Annotated in this window: 18 protein-coding genes; 11 read left to right on the top strand and 7 right to left on the bottom strand. The window is 68.0% G+C overall.

Annotated features, from left to right (window positions below; genetic code table 11):
- Nucleotides 1-31: 31 nt before the first annotated feature.
- A complete protein-coding gene (locus ABZ345_RS45635) occupies nt 32-463 on the bottom strand; it encodes a hypothetical protein (protein ID WP_359861731.1) in 432 nt (143 codons plus the stop codon).
- Between the two features lie 46 nt (nt 464-509).
- Nucleotides 510-1,487, bottom strand: coding sequence for an LLM class flavin-dependent oxidoreductase (locus tag ABZ345_RS45630; protein ID WP_359861729.1), 978 nt, complete (start codon nt 1,485-1,487; stop codon nt 510-512).
- 38 nt (nt 1,488-1,525) lie between these two features.
- On the opposite strand from ABZ345_RS45630, the gene ABZ345_RS45625 reads away from it, so the two are divergent.
- The 3 genes from ABZ345_RS45625 (at nt 1,526) to ABZ345_RS45615 (ending at nt 3,620) form a co-directional block, all read left to right on the top strand.
- Nucleotides 1,526-1,795, top strand: a complete 270-nt coding sequence (locus ABZ345_RS45625; RefSeq protein WP_359861727.1) for a GNAT family N-acetyltransferase — start codon at nt 1,526-1,528, stop codon at nt 1,793-1,795.
- A gap of 59 nt (nt 1,796-1,854) precedes the next feature.
- Nucleotides 1,855-2,844, top strand: coding sequence for an MBL fold metallo-hydrolase (locus ABZ345_RS45620; RefSeq protein ID WP_359861725.1), 990 nt, complete (start codon nt 1,855-1,857; stop codon nt 2,842-2,844).
- A 629-nt stretch (nt 2,845-3,473) separates the two neighbouring features.
- Nucleotides 3,474-3,620 carry a hypothetical protein gene (locus ABZ345_RS45615; protein ID WP_359861723.1) on the top strand — a complete coding sequence of 49 codons (147 nt, stop codon included), beginning with the start codon at nt 3,474-3,476 and terminating at the stop codon, nt 3,618-3,620.
- A 204-nt stretch (nt 3,621-3,824) separates the two neighbouring features.
- Here ABZ345_RS45615 and ABZ345_RS45610 read toward each other — a convergent pair whose 3' ends face one another.
- The gene (locus tag ABZ345_RS45610) at nt 3,825-4,580 is read right to left on the bottom strand and encodes a hypothetical protein (protein ID WP_359861721.1); all 756 of its coding nucleotides are present in this window, start codon (nt 4,578-4,580) and stop codon (nt 3,825-3,827) included.
- 180 nt (nt 4,581-4,760) lie between these two features.
- Between ABZ345_RS45610 and ABZ345_RS45605 the strand changes: the two genes are divergently transcribed.
- Nucleotides 4,761-5,720 carry an RICIN domain-containing protein gene (locus tag ABZ345_RS45605; RefSeq protein WP_359861719.1) on the top strand — a complete coding sequence of 320 codons (960 nt, stop codon included), beginning with the start codon at nt 4,761-4,763 and terminating at the stop codon, nt 5,718-5,720.
- A gap of 74 nt (nt 5,721-5,794) precedes the next feature.
- Nucleotides 5,795-7,579 carry a hypothetical protein gene (locus ABZ345_RS45600; RefSeq protein ID WP_359861717.1) on the top strand — a complete coding sequence of 595 codons (1,785 nt, stop codon included), beginning with the start codon at nt 5,795-5,797 and terminating at the stop codon, nt 7,577-7,579.
- 244 nt (nt 7,580-7,823) lie between these two features.
- Here ABZ345_RS45600 and ABZ345_RS45595 read toward each other — a convergent pair whose 3' ends face one another.
- The 4 genes from ABZ345_RS45595 to ABZ345_RS45580 all read right to left on the bottom strand — a co-directional run bounded on the left by ABZ345_RS45595 (nt 7,824) and on the right by ABZ345_RS45580 (nt 9,297).
- Nucleotides 7,824-7,979, bottom strand: a complete 156-nt coding sequence (locus tag ABZ345_RS45595; RefSeq protein ID WP_359861715.1) for a hypothetical protein — start codon at nt 7,977-7,979, stop codon at nt 7,824-7,826.
- A 93-nt stretch (nt 7,980-8,072) separates the two neighbouring features.
- A complete protein-coding gene (locus ABZ345_RS45590; protein ID WP_359861713.1) occupies nt 8,073-8,231 on the bottom strand; it encodes a hypothetical protein in 159 nt (52 codons plus the stop codon).
- Nucleotides 8,232-8,371: 140 nt separating this feature from the next.
- On the bottom strand, nt 8,372-8,743 hold the full coding sequence (locus ABZ345_RS45585) for a hypothetical protein (RefSeq protein WP_359861712.1): 372 nt from the start codon (nt 8,741-8,743) through the stop codon (nt 8,372-8,374).
- A 227-nt stretch (nt 8,744-8,970) separates the two neighbouring features.
- Entirely contained in the window at nt 8,971-9,297 is a 327-nt protein-coding gene (locus tag ABZ345_RS45580; protein WP_359861710.1) for a hypothetical protein, read from the bottom strand.
- 66 nt (nt 9,298-9,363) lie between these two features.
- On the opposite strand from ABZ345_RS45580, the gene ABZ345_RS45575 reads away from it, so the two are divergent.
- From ABZ345_RS45575 to ABZ345_RS45550, 6 genes are all read left to right on the top strand, one after another.
- Nucleotides 9,364-12,114, top strand: coding sequence for an AAA family ATPase (locus tag ABZ345_RS45575; RefSeq protein ID WP_359861708.1), 2,751 nt, complete (start codon nt 9,364-9,366; stop codon nt 12,112-12,114).
- Nucleotides 12,115-12,229: 115 nt separating this feature from the next.
- Complete coding sequence (locus ABZ345_RS45570) at nt 12,230-12,463, top strand: hypothetical protein (RefSeq protein WP_359861707.1); 234 nt, start codon at nt 12,230-12,232, stop codon at nt 12,461-12,463.
- A gap of 9 nt (nt 12,464-12,472) precedes the next feature.
- Nucleotides 12,473-12,814, top strand: a complete 342-nt coding sequence (locus ABZ345_RS45565; RefSeq protein WP_359861705.1) for a hypothetical protein — start codon at nt 12,473-12,475, stop codon at nt 12,812-12,814.
- A gap of 16 nt (nt 12,815-12,830) precedes the next feature.
- Nucleotides 12,831-13,208: a hypothetical protein gene (locus ABZ345_RS45560; RefSeq protein ID WP_359861703.1), complete on the top strand. Its 378-nt coding sequence runs from the start codon at nt 12,831-12,833 to the stop codon at nt 13,206-13,208.
- Between the two features lie 197 nt (nt 13,209-13,405).
- Nucleotides 13,406-13,765: a hypothetical protein gene (locus ABZ345_RS45555; protein ID WP_359861701.1), complete on the top strand. Its 360-nt coding sequence runs from the start codon at nt 13,406-13,408 to the stop codon at nt 13,763-13,765.
- 62 nt (nt 13,766-13,827) lie between these two features.
- The gene (locus ABZ345_RS45550; protein WP_359861700.1) at nt 13,828-14,721 is read left to right on the top strand and encodes an IS982 family transposase; all 894 of its coding nucleotides are present in this window, start codon (nt 13,828-13,830) and stop codon (nt 14,719-14,721) included.
- Nucleotides 14,722-14,835 lie beyond the last annotated feature (114 nt).

Here is a 14,835-nt window from a genome sequence, read left to right as displayed (position 1 = left end):
CTTCCGTCGCGATCGGAGGGAACATCAGTCCTCAATGGATTCCAAGGCGAGTGGGCTGCAGGATGCGAAGTCCCGCGCGGGAAGCGTTTTCGGTCAGCCACGTGACCAAGCCGTCACCGTACGCACTCGCCGGCCGAGCCCAGTTGTTCAGATGCTCGCCGAACGACGCGTTGAACGCGATCAGGTCGTCGTCGAGCACGAGCACAGGATCCTCTTCGGTGGCGACGTCCCGGAAGCCACCGAAGAGGACCCTGCTCGCACCCAACTCACGGGCTTTGTCCGCCACCCCGAAGAAAGCCGACCCGCGCCCGTGTGCGCGCACCACCAGCTGGTGCGCACGGAAGTCGGTGTCGAGGAACTCGTCGGCGTACGTGCCGTCATCGGCCAGCACCAGCACGTTCGTGCCGCCGGGGAGCTCCCCGACCTGCCCAGGATGCGTGACGCCGATGACGTTGATGCCCACGCCGGGAATCCTCGCGGACTTGTGTTAACCCCTGGCAGCGCGCGCGTTAAACAAGCTTCGGCAACACTTCCGCGCCGAACAACCGGATCGTCTCGATGACCGACTCGGGCGGCATGCCGCCGATGTCCACCATCACCAGGTGCGTGTCGATGGTCAGCAATTCCGCCAACGCGTTGAGCCGCTGCGCGACCTCGTCCGGCGTCCCGCACACCGCCGCACCGTCCATGATGGCGTCCACGTCGATGTCCCCGTCCCCGCGCCACGGATCGGCGAACCGCGCGTACTCGGCGAGGTGCGGCCGCCACCGTTCGCGTGCGTCGTCGTGCGCCACGAACACGTGGCTCGGCACGCCGACGCGCCCGCCGGGAAACCTCGAGCGGTACCGCGCCACGACCTCCGAGTAGATCGACGGATCCCTCAGCGTCGACGGCAGCATCAGCGGCATCCTCAGCTCCGCGCCCAGGTCCGCCGACACCGCCGACCCCGACCCGATCCACACCGTCGGCCGGGGCGCCTGCACCGGCCGCGGCGTCGTGGTCACGTGCGAGAGCGGGCCGCGGAACCGGCCGTCCCAGCTCACCTCCGGCTCCTCCAGCAGCTTGATGAGCAACCGCAGGTGCTCCTCGAACCGCTCGCGCAGCTGGCCCGGCTGCACCCCGAACGCCGCGTCGGTCTGCTGGTCGACGCCGCGCGCCACGATCAGCTCGGCCCGGCCGTTGGACAGCACGTCCAGCGTGGCCAGGGACTCGGCGACCAGCACCGGGTCGCGGTGGGCCAGCAGCGTCACGCCGGTGGACAGCTTCAGCGTGGATGTCCGCGCGGCGACTCCGGCGAGCAGCAGTTCCGGCGCGGACACGATGTAGCGGGTGAAGTGGTGCTCGCCGATCGCGACGCCCGCGAACCCCGCCTCCTCGGCCACCACGGCCTGCTCCACCATCGCCCGCAGGCGGTCGGCCTGGGACACCTCCTCGCCCGTGCACGGGTTGGGCAGGTGGTCACCCAGGATCAGGAGGTAGACGTCCATGCGCGCCATTTTCCATCGTCCGAGGCAAGATGGTTGACATGGTCACCAACAACGAGGCCGAGAGCCGCTACGAGGTCCACGTCGACGGCGCGCTGGCCGGGTTCCTGGAGTACCGGACGATCGGTGACGTCATCGCGCTCGTGCACACCGAGGTCGACGAAGCCCATGCGGGGCAAGGGCTCGGCGCGCAGCTCGCCAAGTTCGCGCTCGACGACGCCATTGCCCGTGATGTCAAGGTTTCGCCGTTGTGCCCGTTTGTGGCCAAGTACATCGACAAGCACCCGGAATACCGTGTTACCGTCCGGTAAGCAGGTAGTTGCTGAGGCTAACAACATTGGCTACATCGCTGACGACGAGGTGAGCGGGCGTGTGGAGTGAACCGGGCGCGTTCGAGGTGGCACCAGGGGTGCACCGGATCCCGCTGCCGCTGCCGAACGACGGCCTGCGCGCCGTCAACGTGTACGCGATCGAGGACGGCGACGGTCTCGTCATGGTCGACTCGGGCTGGGCGCTGGACGAGGCGCGCGACCAGCTCGAGGCCGCGCTGGGCACGTTGAACAAGGGTTTCGAGGACATCCGCAGGTTCCTCGTCACGCACGTGCACCGCGACCACTTCACGATGGCCGTGGCGTTGCGCCGCCTGTTCGGCAGCAAGATCGCGCTCGGCCTCGGCGAGCAGCCGTCGTTGCGGCACATCCTGCACGGCCAGGAGGACCAGCATGTCGCCGACCTGCGCAAATGGGGTGCGGGAGAGCTGGCCGAGACGTGGATCAAGATCATGCACCACGTCAACCGCGACGACGCCCTGCGCGACTACGAGGAACCCGACGAGTGGCTCGTTCGCAGCACCGTCGACCTCGAACACCGCAAGCTGGAGGTCGTCCCGACTCCCGGTCACACGCGCGGCCACGTCGTGTTCGTCGACCACACCGCGAAGGTGCTCTTCTCCGGCGACCACGTGTTGCCGCACATCACGCCGTCGATCGGCTTCGAGCCGCTCAGGCCCGAACTTCCGCTCGGTGACTACATGTCGTCGCTGAAGCTCACCCGCGAGCTGCCGGACCTCAGGCTCCTGCCCGCGCACGGCCCCGTGACGGACAGTTCGCACGCCCGCGTGGACGAACTGCTGCACCACCACGAACACCGTCTGGAAGAGATCCTGAAGGCGGTCAGCGGCAGCGCGTTCGAGACCGCCCGCAAGATCGGCTGGACCCGCCGTCAGCGCCGGTTCGACGACCTGGACATGTTCAACCAGGTGCTGGCCATCGGGGAGACGGCCGCGCATCTCGATGTTCTGGTCGAACGTGGCGAATTGACCCGAACGGAGAACGCCGGCGTGCTCGAATACCTGCTCTGACACTCCTGTATTGGGGACCGGTCCCGTAAACAGGTCCCTTCGCGAGAGCTGTACGGGAGACATCCGGAACTCCTCTGCGAGTCAGTATCGCGGGGGCATCGAACTGTGACGAAATTCGGCTCGGTGCTCGGGTCAGGTACGCATCGGCCGACCGCTTCACCACGCCCGGTGAAGCACTGTTGAACGGCATTCAGTCGGCGCCGGGACCAGTGCGGACCACGCACGCTCGAGCTGAGGCGGACAGAGACTCCCGGACTCGGTGACATGCCCGTCTCATGAAGGAGGCAACGGCATCGGTGGTGCTGCTCGATGCCGGCGGCAGGCTTGCGACCGACAGTTGTTCGCACAGTTGGGATGGAGGCGGGCCGCACGTGTGGACGTCGGTGACGGCCACAGGATCGTTGTGCGCAGCGACGAGCAGGGCCGTTGATGCTGGTTGCCCGGAACATGGTGCTGGTACCTGTGGCACTGGTGTGGCTGCGGCACAGGGGATGCGGTCCTGATCGTGGCGGTGCTGTCGATGTCCGCCGTTGTGCTGCACACCCTCGAGACCTCGACCTGGCGTTGCCGGTCGAGGCCCCAACGTCCGCTGATCGGCATCAAAGCGCTCAAGCAACACTCTCTGCGGCATGACAGGACGACATGCCGCACGAGCTGTAGGCCTGAACAGAACGGTGCCGACGCTCTGGAGGCGAGCTCTCCCCACGTTGTTCCATCCGCGCGACGACAACCCGGAGATCGGCATCGACGGACTGCCGATCGAGCTGCCGCCATAGTGAAAGGGTGATTTGAGCTCACTGCTTTACGTAGCAGCAGCTCTCATGTGGCGCCTCGCCGACGCGGCGGTGGTTCTAGCAAACGCTCGGCTCTTCCGTTGAGTCGTGTTGCCGCTGACCTCATCGGAGCGCTGCAACACGACCAGGCGCCGACGAGCACGTGGGTACATGCCGGGCGCCGGTGGAACCGTCTCGGCTGTTCCCTCAGCTGTGCACGGTGATGTGGATGATGTCGATCGCACCGCCGCTCAGTACGGCCGAGACCACCAGGCCGACGAGGAAGGCGAGACCACCCGAGAAGTATCTGCGGTCGACCACGACCACGGTCCAGCAGACCTTCGACCACAGTTGGATCGCCTTCGCCAGGAGGATGCCCAGCAGCAGCCAGAGCAGCCACATTCCGACGATCTTCCCGAACGTCAGGTGGTCGGTTCGGAAGAGGCTCCAGATCCCGTACCCGGCGACGGCGAGCTGGACCAGGTACATCTGGAGCGCCAGCATCTCCGCCTTCGCTTCGTGCAGGCATGCGACGCAGTCGGTCGACTTGTGCGACGCGAACACGCCCATGACGGCGAACACCTGCAGGAGGGTGATGGCGATCGCCGCTGCCGCGATGGGGCCTGGCAGGAGTTCGTCCAGCATGCCGAAGGAGCCGACCAGCGCGACGACCACCGCGTTGGCGACCAGGTTCGCCGCAACGTTGACCCAGACCGCTGTGCCGAAGCCGGGGCCTCCGTCATCCTCGTTGGCCTGGGCCGTCCGGGCGGACCAGCGCGCTACGAGCTGTACCAGCAGGACCACGAACATCAGTGGCAGTCCCAGGAACAGCGTTGCGTCCTCCATCCGCATCCCCTTCGCGGTGGCGAGGAGCACCGCGAGCGACGAGGCCACGAGATTGGCCACGAGGTTGACCGTGAAGTCCCTCAGCAGCAGCTTGACCTGAGCGGTCGGCAACGTCATCTGTATCCCGCTGGTCGGTAGTGGGCAGGTCTCGTCCGGTCATGGCCAATGGTGGCAGCGAAGCGGTGGTCGGGGGCAACTTCTGGGCCGTTCGAGTGAACTCGCGCGCCAGGTGACAGATCGCTGCCCCGCCACGCGAACCGGATCGACAGCACAACCTCGATCCGAGAGGAGCAGGCGATGCGACTGCTCGCGAAATTGGTGGTGGGACTGGCGTTCGTGGCCGGTTCGGTGACGGCGGTTCCCGCAGGGGCCGCCGTGCCGCCGTTCACCGACACCATCACCAACGCCTATCTCAGCAACCCCCACACCGGCATGGTGATCGATGTGTCCGGTGCCAGGCGGGACGCAACCGCACCCATCTGGACCTGGCCATTCCACGGTGAGCTCAATCAGCAGTGGGCCGTCACAAGGGTGGGGGCGACGCAGTACTACACGATCGCCGCGCTGCACAGCGGCCTTTGCCTCGACGTCGCCAACGGGAACTGGAACAACGGCACCCGCGTCTGGCAGTGGTCGTGCCACGGCGGTGACGCGCAGCTGTGGAAGCCCGAGGTGTTCGCGGTCGACGCATACGGGTACAGCACGTTCCGGCTACGGAACAAGGGCAGCAACCGGTGTCTGGAGATTCCAGGTGGGGTGAACCTGCACGGCGCCGTACTGGCGATCTGGGAATGCCACGCCGGCCGCAACCAGGAATGGCGGCAAGGCAACTTCCTGAGCAACCCGTCCCGAGCGCACGTCGCCGACATCTCGGGGTGGAACCGGGCGACCGGGACCCAGGGCAGGATGTGGACCTTCCACGGCGGCGCGAACCAAGAACTGTTTAAGACCGTCGCGCCGGGCTCGCCGGCGTGGCGGTTCGAGTTCTTCCACTCCGGGCATTGCTTGGGGCTGTTGCAGCGTCGCTCCGACAACGGGATCGCGGTCGGACAGGTGGCATGTGACTTGGAAGACAGATTCCAATGGTGGCTTCCGTTGCTGTCCGGCCTGGACCGGTTCGGCCAGCCCGTGCGCCAGTTCCGCAACGTCGCGACCGGTAAGTGCCTCGACATCTGGGTTCACGACCAACCGGTCGGCGCGCGGTTGCTGCAATGGGACTGCCACTCCGGTTGGAATCAGCAGTGGCGATTCGCCTGATCGGGTCTTTCGGAGTGGGCGGCGAAACAACGCCGCCCACCCCCACGATCAACCGACGACAACAGGAGGTTGGGGTGACGCCCCTGCGGGACGACTCGATGATGGACGATCGCGAGCTGGTGCGGCGAGCAAAGGCTGGCGACAGCTCGGCTTACGAGGACATTTGCAGGCTTTACTGGAACCGCGTGCACACAGCCGCGCTCCAGCAGCTGTACTACGACCTGGACGCGGCGAGCGATGCGACCGTCGAGGTCTTCGCCGAGGTGTCCGCCAAGGGGCTGGCCGAGTTCGACGAGAATAAGTCGCTGTTGCCGTACCTGCGCACCTTCGCGCGCCGGCGCGCCATCGACAAGGTGCTTCAGCGGAGCGAACGGTTCACGGTCCAGTTCATGCCGGAGGTCCCTGACAGGTCTGTCGGAGACGTCGCGGTCGAGAACTTGGCGGCCCGCGAGTACGTGCTCGCGCTGTGCGGCGAGCTGAACCGACACTTGTCCGATGTGGAGCGTGAGCTGTTTCCACTGTGGGTGCAGGAGGTGGCGGGCCGGATGAGCAGGGCCGATGTCTGCCGCGACCTCGGGTGGTCGGAGCAGTACACCGCGACCAGGGTGGTCCGGCTGCGTCGCACTCTCAGTCACGCCGGCATGGCGATATCCCTGGTGCACCACGGAAAACGCGGGTGCGCCGGGTTTCGCGCGCTGGTACCGGTCGAGGGCCGACCACCCGAGTCGTGGCCGAAGCTGACCGCGCACGTCCGGAAGTGCCAGGCTTGCGCCGGCGAGGGCGACCGGCTCTTCCGCGCCGACCAGGTCCTGCCGGCGGTCGCGCTGGTGCTAGTCGCGGTGGCGGAGGCCGCCAGGGTGGAAAGCGGAGGTCCGGCGGTCCTGACCGCTGCCGCGGTCCTGCCGCCCGAGGCGGTCGCCCCGGTCGTCGGTCCCGCCCTCGGGAAGAAGCTCGCCGTGGCCGGTTCAGTGGGTGCCGCCGCCGTGACCTGCCTCGTGTTGCTGACACCGGGAGTGGTGCTGCCACCGCACGATCCGGGACCACCTGGTGAGGCACTGGCGCCGCCGACGACCTCCGCACAGGTGTCCGGTCCGGTCACCGTGCTGCCACCGGGCCCGTCGACCGGGACAGCGGTCGCGCCGTCCGTGCCACCCGGCACCGCCGGGACCGGCCAGGACCGCCCTCCGACGGTGGACGGGCCAGCAGTGCCGACCGCAGAGCCTGATCCGACGTGGGGACACTGGCAGGTGCGCTGGGCGGCGGAGCCGGGTTCTCGTGAGCTGGGGCCGTCGGCCGCGCACCCCGGCAACGAGGAGTCGAACTGGACCGCGGGAGACTGGCCGGTCGGCCGGAGGGTGACGGTTACCAGGACCGCTGTGGGGCGGTACGTCGTCGTCCTGCCGGAAGTCGGGTCGCCGGGCGGGCTCGTGCACGTGACCGCCACCGATCTCGCCTCCGGCGGCGTGGCGTGTCAACCCGCGCGGTGGTGGCAGCAGGACGCGGACGAGGCGATCGAGGTCTCCTGCTTTGCCCGCACCGGTGCCTTGGTGGACACACCGTTCACTGGATTGTTCGTCGTCGGCGCCGATCGGTTGCCGGTGACCAGGACCGGAGTCGGCCGGTACCGGCTCGGTGTGAGTCCGGCGGTGCTCCAGGTGACGCCGGTAGGTGCGCCGCCGCGCCACTGCGCCGGTGACGGCCATGTCGTGACCTGCGCCGACCCCACAGGTGCGCCCGCGGACACCGACCTGGTGGTGACCGGTGCCAGGAGAACACCCTCGTGCCGGGGTATCCCCACGGCGCCAACCTTCGAGCGCCTGGGCATCAGTGGTTGTCTCGGACCGGTGCGGCGGTGGTGAACCGGGAGAGCACCGGGAGGTATACGGTGCGAGTTCCGATCGGCTGGCTGCCGAGCTACACACACGTGACCGGTGCCGGGCCAGGGCACTGCACGCTGGTGGGCCGCAACGACATCGGGCACAACGACACCGTGCTGTCCGTCGCCTGCTTCAGTTCGACAGGTGCGTTGGCCGCCGACAAGCGGGTTTCGCGTCAGCTACGTGACCACGTCGCCGTACCTCTGAGCGGCCGTGCCGAGTGCGCTCAACCGGACGAGGCGAACTGCAGGTGCTCGCTGAGCGCGGCTGTGGTTGTGGCGGGCGAGGTCGCGGGGCGATCCGCGAGGTGCCTAGTCGTCGTGTAGCCGGGCATCAGGACGACATAGCGCGGGATCCAGTAGAGGGTTACCGCGGCACGCACGGGCCTCACACTCCCAGCGGACGTGTCCTCGTAGCGGTCCGCGCGTACACCGCCCCAGGACTCCGGGATCAGCGTAGTCGACGGGCTCGTCGACTACGTGCGGAACTCGTCGATCGCCGCCAGCCGCCACGACTCAACCCCGGCCCCGGCGTGCGCGGACGGTCCCGCGAGAAACACCGCCGGCCCAGCGAGGATGGGCTCGCGCGCCCACATGACCGTGATCTTGAGGCCTCCTGCAGCGGTTGTGGCCACCGCATGCGCAACCGGTCCCCTCAACCGCTTGCGTCGAACCTGGATCGGAGATCATCTCTGGCAGCCATCCCGCGACTCCTCGTCGGCATGAGCGTCCGTTCCAGGGCAGCGACGCCCGTGCCCGGCGCGGGTTGTGAGGCCTATTCGAGGCAGCGCAACCACACCACCCGCGGCCCGCCGACCCCCTCCTGGCCGGCATCCACATCCACGATGCCCAACCGCACGTGGGTGTTCGCGGCGGTGTCGGTACCGATACAAGTGGGCCCGTCCGTGCCGTCGTGCCACACGCCGTTCCGGCCAGCCCACGACGCGCCGACGACGATGTAGCCGCTACCGTCGCGGGTGTCGTCGCTGTCCTGCAATGCGATCGCCGTCCCGCTCGCGTTCGGCATCGCCCAACCCTCGACGACATCGGCAGTCGCCGAGTGCCGCGTGACGAATCCCCAGGCCCCGAACGCGGCCGCGATGGCGACACCCACTGCTACCGGCGCAACGAACCGCCTCGATTCCATACCTGTTTCATACCAGCACACATGGCCTGTTGGGCTTGGCGACCGCTCATCGCGAGGAGCTTGCACGCATTGGTGAGGCCACACGACGCACGGGTGCGGCGTGACGGTACGGGACGCGTCCGAGATCAGCGCCCGTACGACCGACTGGGGCACGCGACCCTACACTCGACGGCGCGGGCAACTGGTTCCGCTTCTTCCTAGGTCCGACTCCTGACGGTGCCACCGAATCACGAGTGTTCGACCCATGTCGACGATGTGGGAGCGACCATCGCCGGGACGCTGGCGGTCCAGCTCCAGCCGCCCTGCTGGACGGGCCGGTTCGGGTCCGCGATGTCCCAGACCTGGGCAGTCTTGCCGCGCACGCTGACCGTCACGAGCGTCCGGGAGTCGGGGCTGAACGCCGCGAGGTAGACCCCGCCGGGCTCGCCGGAGAGCGAGAACTCCGCGGCGGTGATGATCAGCAGTCTGGCGGTCTCGCCGCCGAGTGCGGCGGCTTGTTCGGCGATGCGGAGTACTTCGGTGGGCGTGGCCCAGACGCGTTCCGTAGCGAGCAAGTGCTGCGCTGACCCATGAGGTGGTACTTTCCGCGCAATCCACCTTTGGAGCCCTATCGTTCGGGCATGCAGGGTGATTTCGTCGGCAGGGCGGAGGAATCGGAGCTGCTTGCTGGCTGGCTCGGCGACGCGCGGTTGGGCAGCGGACGGCTGGTCCTCATCACCGGCGAGCCGGGCATCGGCAAGACGCGGCTCGCGTACGAGGTCGCGTCGCGTGCGGAAGCCGTGGATACACCGGTCGCCTGGGGACGGGCCAGCGACGACGAGGGCTGCCCGCCGTACTGGCCCTTCCGTCAGATCGCCCGCGCTCTCGGCGGGACGCTGCCGCCCGCCCTGGCCGAAGGCGGCACGACCACCGACTCGGCGACCGCTCGCTTCGAAGCATTCGAAGCCTTCAGCGAACAGCTGCGGGAACACGCGCAACGCGCCGGCCTCGTCGTCGTTCTCGACGATCTCCAGTGGGCCGACGCCGCGTCGCTGGCATTGCTCGTGCACGTCGCGCGCGGTATGGCCCACTCCCGCCAGCTGCTCGTCGCCACCTGCCGGGACACCGAGACCAGCGGCCGGGAGGCGCTGACCACCGCGTTCGCAGCTCTTTCCCAAGAGGCGGGACTCGTGCGCATCCGCCTGGTCGGGCTGTCGCCCGCGGACGTGCACCGCCAGCTGGAAGCCGCCGACCGCCGACCGGTCACCGCCGAGCTCGCCGCCCTGGTCAGCCGCCGGACCGGAGGAAATCCCTTCTTCGTCAACGAGATGGTCCCGCTACTTGACCGCGCCGCGGACATCCTGCCCGACGGCGTGCTCGACACCGTCCGCGCGCGACTGGCCCGGCTCGGCCCCGCCTGCCGCGAGCTGGTCTCGATCGCGGCCTCGCTGGGCAGCGGGCTGGAGGTCCTCCAGCTGGCCGCGGTGACCGGGTGCCCTGTCGATACCGTGCTAGGCGCCGTCGACGAGGCCGCTGCCGCGGGATTGCTGACCCCTGGCGACAACCTGCGGTTCCGGCACGACCTCATCCGGGAAGCCGCGCGTGTCGACCTGCCCACGGCGACCCGTGCGGGCGCTCACGCTCGGCTGGCTGCTTGGCTGGCCGCGCGGCCCGACTCTGGCGAGCGCGCCGCGGAGATCGCCCACCATTGGCTGGCTTCGGGACCGATTGGCGATCCCCGCCTGACCGCCGAGTGGGCTGAACGCGCCGGTGACCAGGCGCTGGACTGCCTGGCCTGGGAACAGGCCGCCGGGCTGTACCGGCAGGCCCTGGAGGCCGGTGCCCCGTTGACCGTGGGCGACCGGGCCAGACTGCTGTTGCGGCATGCCACCGCGCTGACCCGTAACGGCGATCTCCAGTCTGCCACCGAGATCCTCGCCCAGTCCGCCGAAGCAGCCCGTGCCGCGAAAGATCCGGAGGCACTTGGGGCGGTCGCCCTGGCCATGGAAGGACTATCCGACCCCTGGGGCGACTTCAGCGGCGACGGGCTGGCCATCGAGGTCCTGTCCCAGCTGCCAGCGGAAGACAGCCCGATGCGGGCTCAGCTGCTGGCCCTGGTCGGCGGCGAAGCCGGCTTCACCGGTGGCCCAGAAGCCAATCGGTACTCCGCCGATGCACTTGCGATGGCGGAACGGCTCGGAGACACGTCGGTGCTGCGTTCGGCGTTGCGCTCGCGGCAGATGGCCCGCTCAGGACCCGACGGCGTGCACGAGCGGCTCGGGCTCGCCGAGCGGATGCTCGCGCTCGGCAAGGCCGAGCAGGACGACGACACTCGACTGTGGGGCTGGCTCTGGCGCTTCGACGCGTTCATGATGCTGGGCCGCATCGACCACGCGGAGGCCACGCTGCCCCCGATGCGGCGGTTGACCGAACGCCTACGCCGTCCGCTCGCCACATGGCACTATCTGCGCAACAAGGCCGCCATCGAGATCGCCCGCGGCCGGTTCGACGACGCCGCTGACACGTTGCGGGAATGTGTGAGGCTGGTCGAAGGCCGCACACACGGCGCGGCATCCGGTATGACGTTGTTTGTCCTGATTCGGCTCGGTGCGCTGACCGGCCGTGACCTTGTCACCGAAGAACAACTTTCGGCGCTGGAACAGCACCTCCCACCGCCAGCGTATGGTCAGTGCTGGGCACAGCGCGGCGATCTCGAACGCGCCCGCCGATTCGCCCGTCGCGCCGAGGACACCGGCGGCTACCCGCAGCCCGCCCTATTGGCCATCTTCGGGGCTCGAGCCGAGCTGGCGTGGACCTTCGACGACCGGGCGGTCGCCGCCCAGATGGCCACCGCGCTGCGTCCCCATGCCGACCTGTTCGTCGCCGGCGGGTCGGGCGCCGTGGAAAACGCTGGCTCGGTGCGCACCTACCTGGGTCTGGCGGAGGCCGCTTGCGGACGTCTCGACGACGCGGTGCGCGAGATCCGGCTCGGGATCGCCGCCGACGACGCGGCCGGCATCGTGCCCCACGCCACGCTCGGCCGTTTCCACTTGGCCTCCGTACTGTCGCGCCGCCACCGCCCCGGCGACGCCGAGGAAGCGGCGGCGCTGTGCGCCAGCCTCACGGACACAACCGCGAGGCTCGGCATGAATCCCCTGCGTCGGCGGGTCTCTGAACTCGCGGCCGCGTTGCGCGGAGACGTCCGAGGTGGTCTCACCCGCCGGGAAACAGAGGTTGCCGGGCACGTCGCCCAAGGCTTGACCAACAAGCAGATCGCGGCACTGATGCACATCTCCGAGCGCACCGTCGAAACCCACGTCCAGCACATCCTCGCCAAGCTCGGCCTGGCCAACCGCACGCAGATCGCCGCCTGGTCCGCCGGACAGCGGTGAGGATACGTGGTGCGAATACGTGGTTCCACGGCCCCGCTCGCGGGCTACGACTCCTAGCGTCTGAAGGCGCCGGAAACACCCCGGCACCACACAGACACGACAGGGGATGCCGATCATGAGCAGTCCTGGATTTCCTCCCTCCTGGCAGGCCCAGAACGCCGCCAAGGCGGGCGCCGACGCCGCTGCACGCGCCCGGAGGGCCAGCGAACAGTCCTTCCGGCTCTCGCGCAGCCGCCCGAGAGGGTTCCTCAGCAACCTCGTTGCGCTGCTGATCGCGCTGGGCATCCTCGCCTTCGCGGCCCCTTTCGTGATCAATATTGTCACGCACTTCCTCCACAGCGTGCGCTGAGCGGGCAACGTGGAGCCACCGCAGTCGCGGGGTCACGCCGAAATCGACAGCCACACCCTGGAAGAACTGGCTTTCCAGGAAAGCCTGGCAGTCGATGCGGCAGGTGCCTTTCTGCAGAATCTCCAGAACTCCGTGCACGCCGCCGACCCGGGATTGTCGACACCGCTCACCGGGGCCGATATCGCCCACGATCCGAGCCAGTCGACCGGCTCTGAGCACTCGATGGCCGACGCGGCGATGTCAGTTCCCGATCCCGTGGCGGGCTCGGCGCACGACACGGCGTTCGTTCCGCACGACGTCGCGCACGATCCCGACGCGCCGCATTTCGACGCCGGCGCTTTCTTCCACTGAGCACGAGGGGCCGATGATGAGCCACTACAAGGGACGCGTGTCCGGCTACACGCCGAGGGCGGAGGCCGGCGTGTTCCGCAAGCGGCAAACCCTGGTCTGGGACTTCCGCCTGGAACGTCACGACGGAACCGGGCAGCCGCTGCCGCGCGTCGCTGTCGAACTGCGGGCCAAGTACTACCGCGGCGGCTCGATCAGCAACGGCGACGTGGTCGAACTGTGGGGGCGCCAGTCACGCAATGGGGTCGTGGTCGTCAATTCGGTGAAGAACCTTACCGCGGGCTCAGTCATCCGGGCGCACAACTGGAATGCCAGCGTCACGGTGGCCTACCTGACGGCCTTTCTCCTCTTCGCCGCCCTGGTGGCAGGCGGCCTTTACCTTGCGTTCGGTCCGTGAGTCTTCGACGCGATCACGAGCGGACACCACTCTGTCACCCACCACCGCTGAGCAGAAAAGGAACTCCTATGAGTGACGAACACGATTCGAGACTGGAGCCACTCCGTTCGATTGTCGAATCCGGGCACTACTTCTTCGAAGGTGCACACGCTGGATTCGAACTCGGCAAAGCCACGGAAGGCGGGATAGCCGGGTTCATGGAAGGCGTAGCGCTCGTGTTCGGTTCGGCCGTGATCATGGACGGTATGGGCGTCGGACTGCCGGGCGTGCACACCTGGCCGGAAGACCATGCCGGGCACAGCGGTGGTGTGTCCTCGTCGGCACCCGCATCGGATCCGGGTGACCCCGCGAAACTGCCCGACGACTACGGAAGCCGGCCCGGCGAACCGGGATACGCCGACCACAGCAACCCCGGCATGTCGGCGAACTCCTGCACCGCCACGGACCCGGCCCTTTCCACCGGCCACGAGGCCGCAGCGTCGATGTCGTCGGAGCCCCACGCCTCGGTCGACCCCGGCAGCTCGGTCTCCGACGTCGCGAGCTACTTCCACCACTAGACGAGTAAGTCCTAAGTCCAGGCGGGTGCTGAAGACGGACGAAGGGTGTTCAAGATCAGTTTGTGAGGACCGACCTGAACACCCTTCTGACCGCACTTTACGTCAAGATCGACGACCACCTCGGCAGGCCCGCCAGGACCGGGCGCCCACCACGGCTGACCGACGCTGAACTGCTCACCCTCGCCGTGGCCCAAGCCCTGCTCGGCATCCGTTCCGAGGCCCGCTGGTTACGGTTCCTGCCCCGCCACCTGCCTGGCGCTTTTCGTTACCTGCCACAGCAATCCGGCTACAACAAGCGCCTGCGCAACGCCGTTCCGCTACTCAAGCACGTAATCCGGATGCTCGCCGTCGACACCGATCTGTGGACCGACGCGACCTGGGTGGTCGACTCCACGCCGGTCGAGTGCGCCCGCTCCCGAGAAGCCGCCACACGCTCGGAACTGGCCGGCTGGGCCGGTTACGGCTACTGCTCGTCGCACTCGCGGTTCTTCTGGGGCCTGCGCTTGCACCTGATCTGCACCCCGGCCGGGCTGCCGGTCACCTGGGCGCTGGCCAACCCGAAACTCGACGAACGCCAGGTGCTGATGGCGATCCTGGATCACGACGAGTCCGTGCTGCACGACCGACCCGGCCTGCTGATCATCGCGGACAAGGGCTACGTGTCACGCGAACTCGACACCTACCTGGCCGAGCGCGGAGTGCGGCTACTACGCCCGAACTACCGCAATCGCACCCCACATCCAGCCCAGCACCTGCTCAAACCCGTCCGGCAACTCATCGAGTCGGTCAACGACACCCTGAAAGGCCAGCTCGATCTCGAACTGCACGGCGGCCGCACCATCGACGGCGCGACCGCCCGCATCGCCCAGCGCCTACTGGCGTTGACCGCCGCGATCTGGCACAACCGCGCCACCGGCCAGCCCGTCACCCGATCCCTGATCGCCTACGGCCACTGATCAGTTAGGACTTACTCGTCTAGTGTCTCGTGATCCTGTTGGTTTTACTTTGCGTTGTTGTCGACCAGCTTCTTGACGGTGGTCTGGACGACGCGGACCTTGGCCAGGATCTCG

The sequence above is a fragment of the Lentzea sp. NPDC005914 genome, assembly GCF_040629405.1.
Classification (GTDB): Bacteria; Actinomycetota; Actinomycetes; order Mycobacteriales; family Pseudonocardiaceae; genus Lentzea.
The sequence above is the reverse complement of the archived record's forward strand: the minus strand, read 5'-3'. Positions and strand labels throughout refer to the sequence as shown.

Coding starts and splice junctions, on each gene's coding strand:
- ABZ345_RS45630 (WP_359861729.1), bottom strand. CDS start 1,487: ATGGACGTCTACCTCCTGATCCTGGGTGACCACCTGCCCAACCCGTGC.
- ABZ345_RS45625 (WP_359861727.1), top strand. CDS start 1,526: ATGGTCACCAACAACGAGGCCGAGAGCCGCTACGAGGTCCACGTCGAC.
- ABZ345_RS45615 (WP_359861723.1), top strand. CDS start 3,474: ATGACAGGACGACATGCCGCACGAGCTGTAGGCCTGAACAGAACGGTG.
- ABZ345_RS45610 (WP_359861721.1), bottom strand. CDS start 4,580: ATGACGTTGCCGACCGCTCAGGTCAAGCTGCTGCTGAGGGACTTCACG.
- ABZ345_RS45605 (WP_359861719.1), top strand. CDS start 4,761: ATGCGACTGCTCGCGAAATTGGTGGTGGGACTGGCGTTCGTGGCCGGT.
- ABZ345_RS45585 (WP_359861712.1), bottom strand. CDS start 8,743: ATGGAATCGAGGCGGTTCGTTGCGCCGGTAGCAGTGGGTGTCGCCATC.
- ABZ345_RS45575 (WP_359861708.1), top strand. CDS start 9,364: ATGCAGGGTGATTTCGTCGGCAGGGCGGAGGAATCGGAGCTGCTTGCT.
- ABZ345_RS45570 (WP_359861707.1), top strand. CDS start 12,230: ATGAGCAGTCCTGGATTTCCTCCCTCCTGGCAGGCCCAGAACGCCGCC.
- ABZ345_RS45560 (WP_359861703.1), top strand. CDS start 12,831: ATGAGCCACTACAAGGGACGCGTGTCCGGCTACACGCCGAGGGCGGAG.
- ABZ345_RS45555 (WP_359861701.1), top strand. CDS start 13,406: ATGGAAGGCGTAGCGCTCGTGTTCGGTTCGGCCGTGATCATGGACGGT.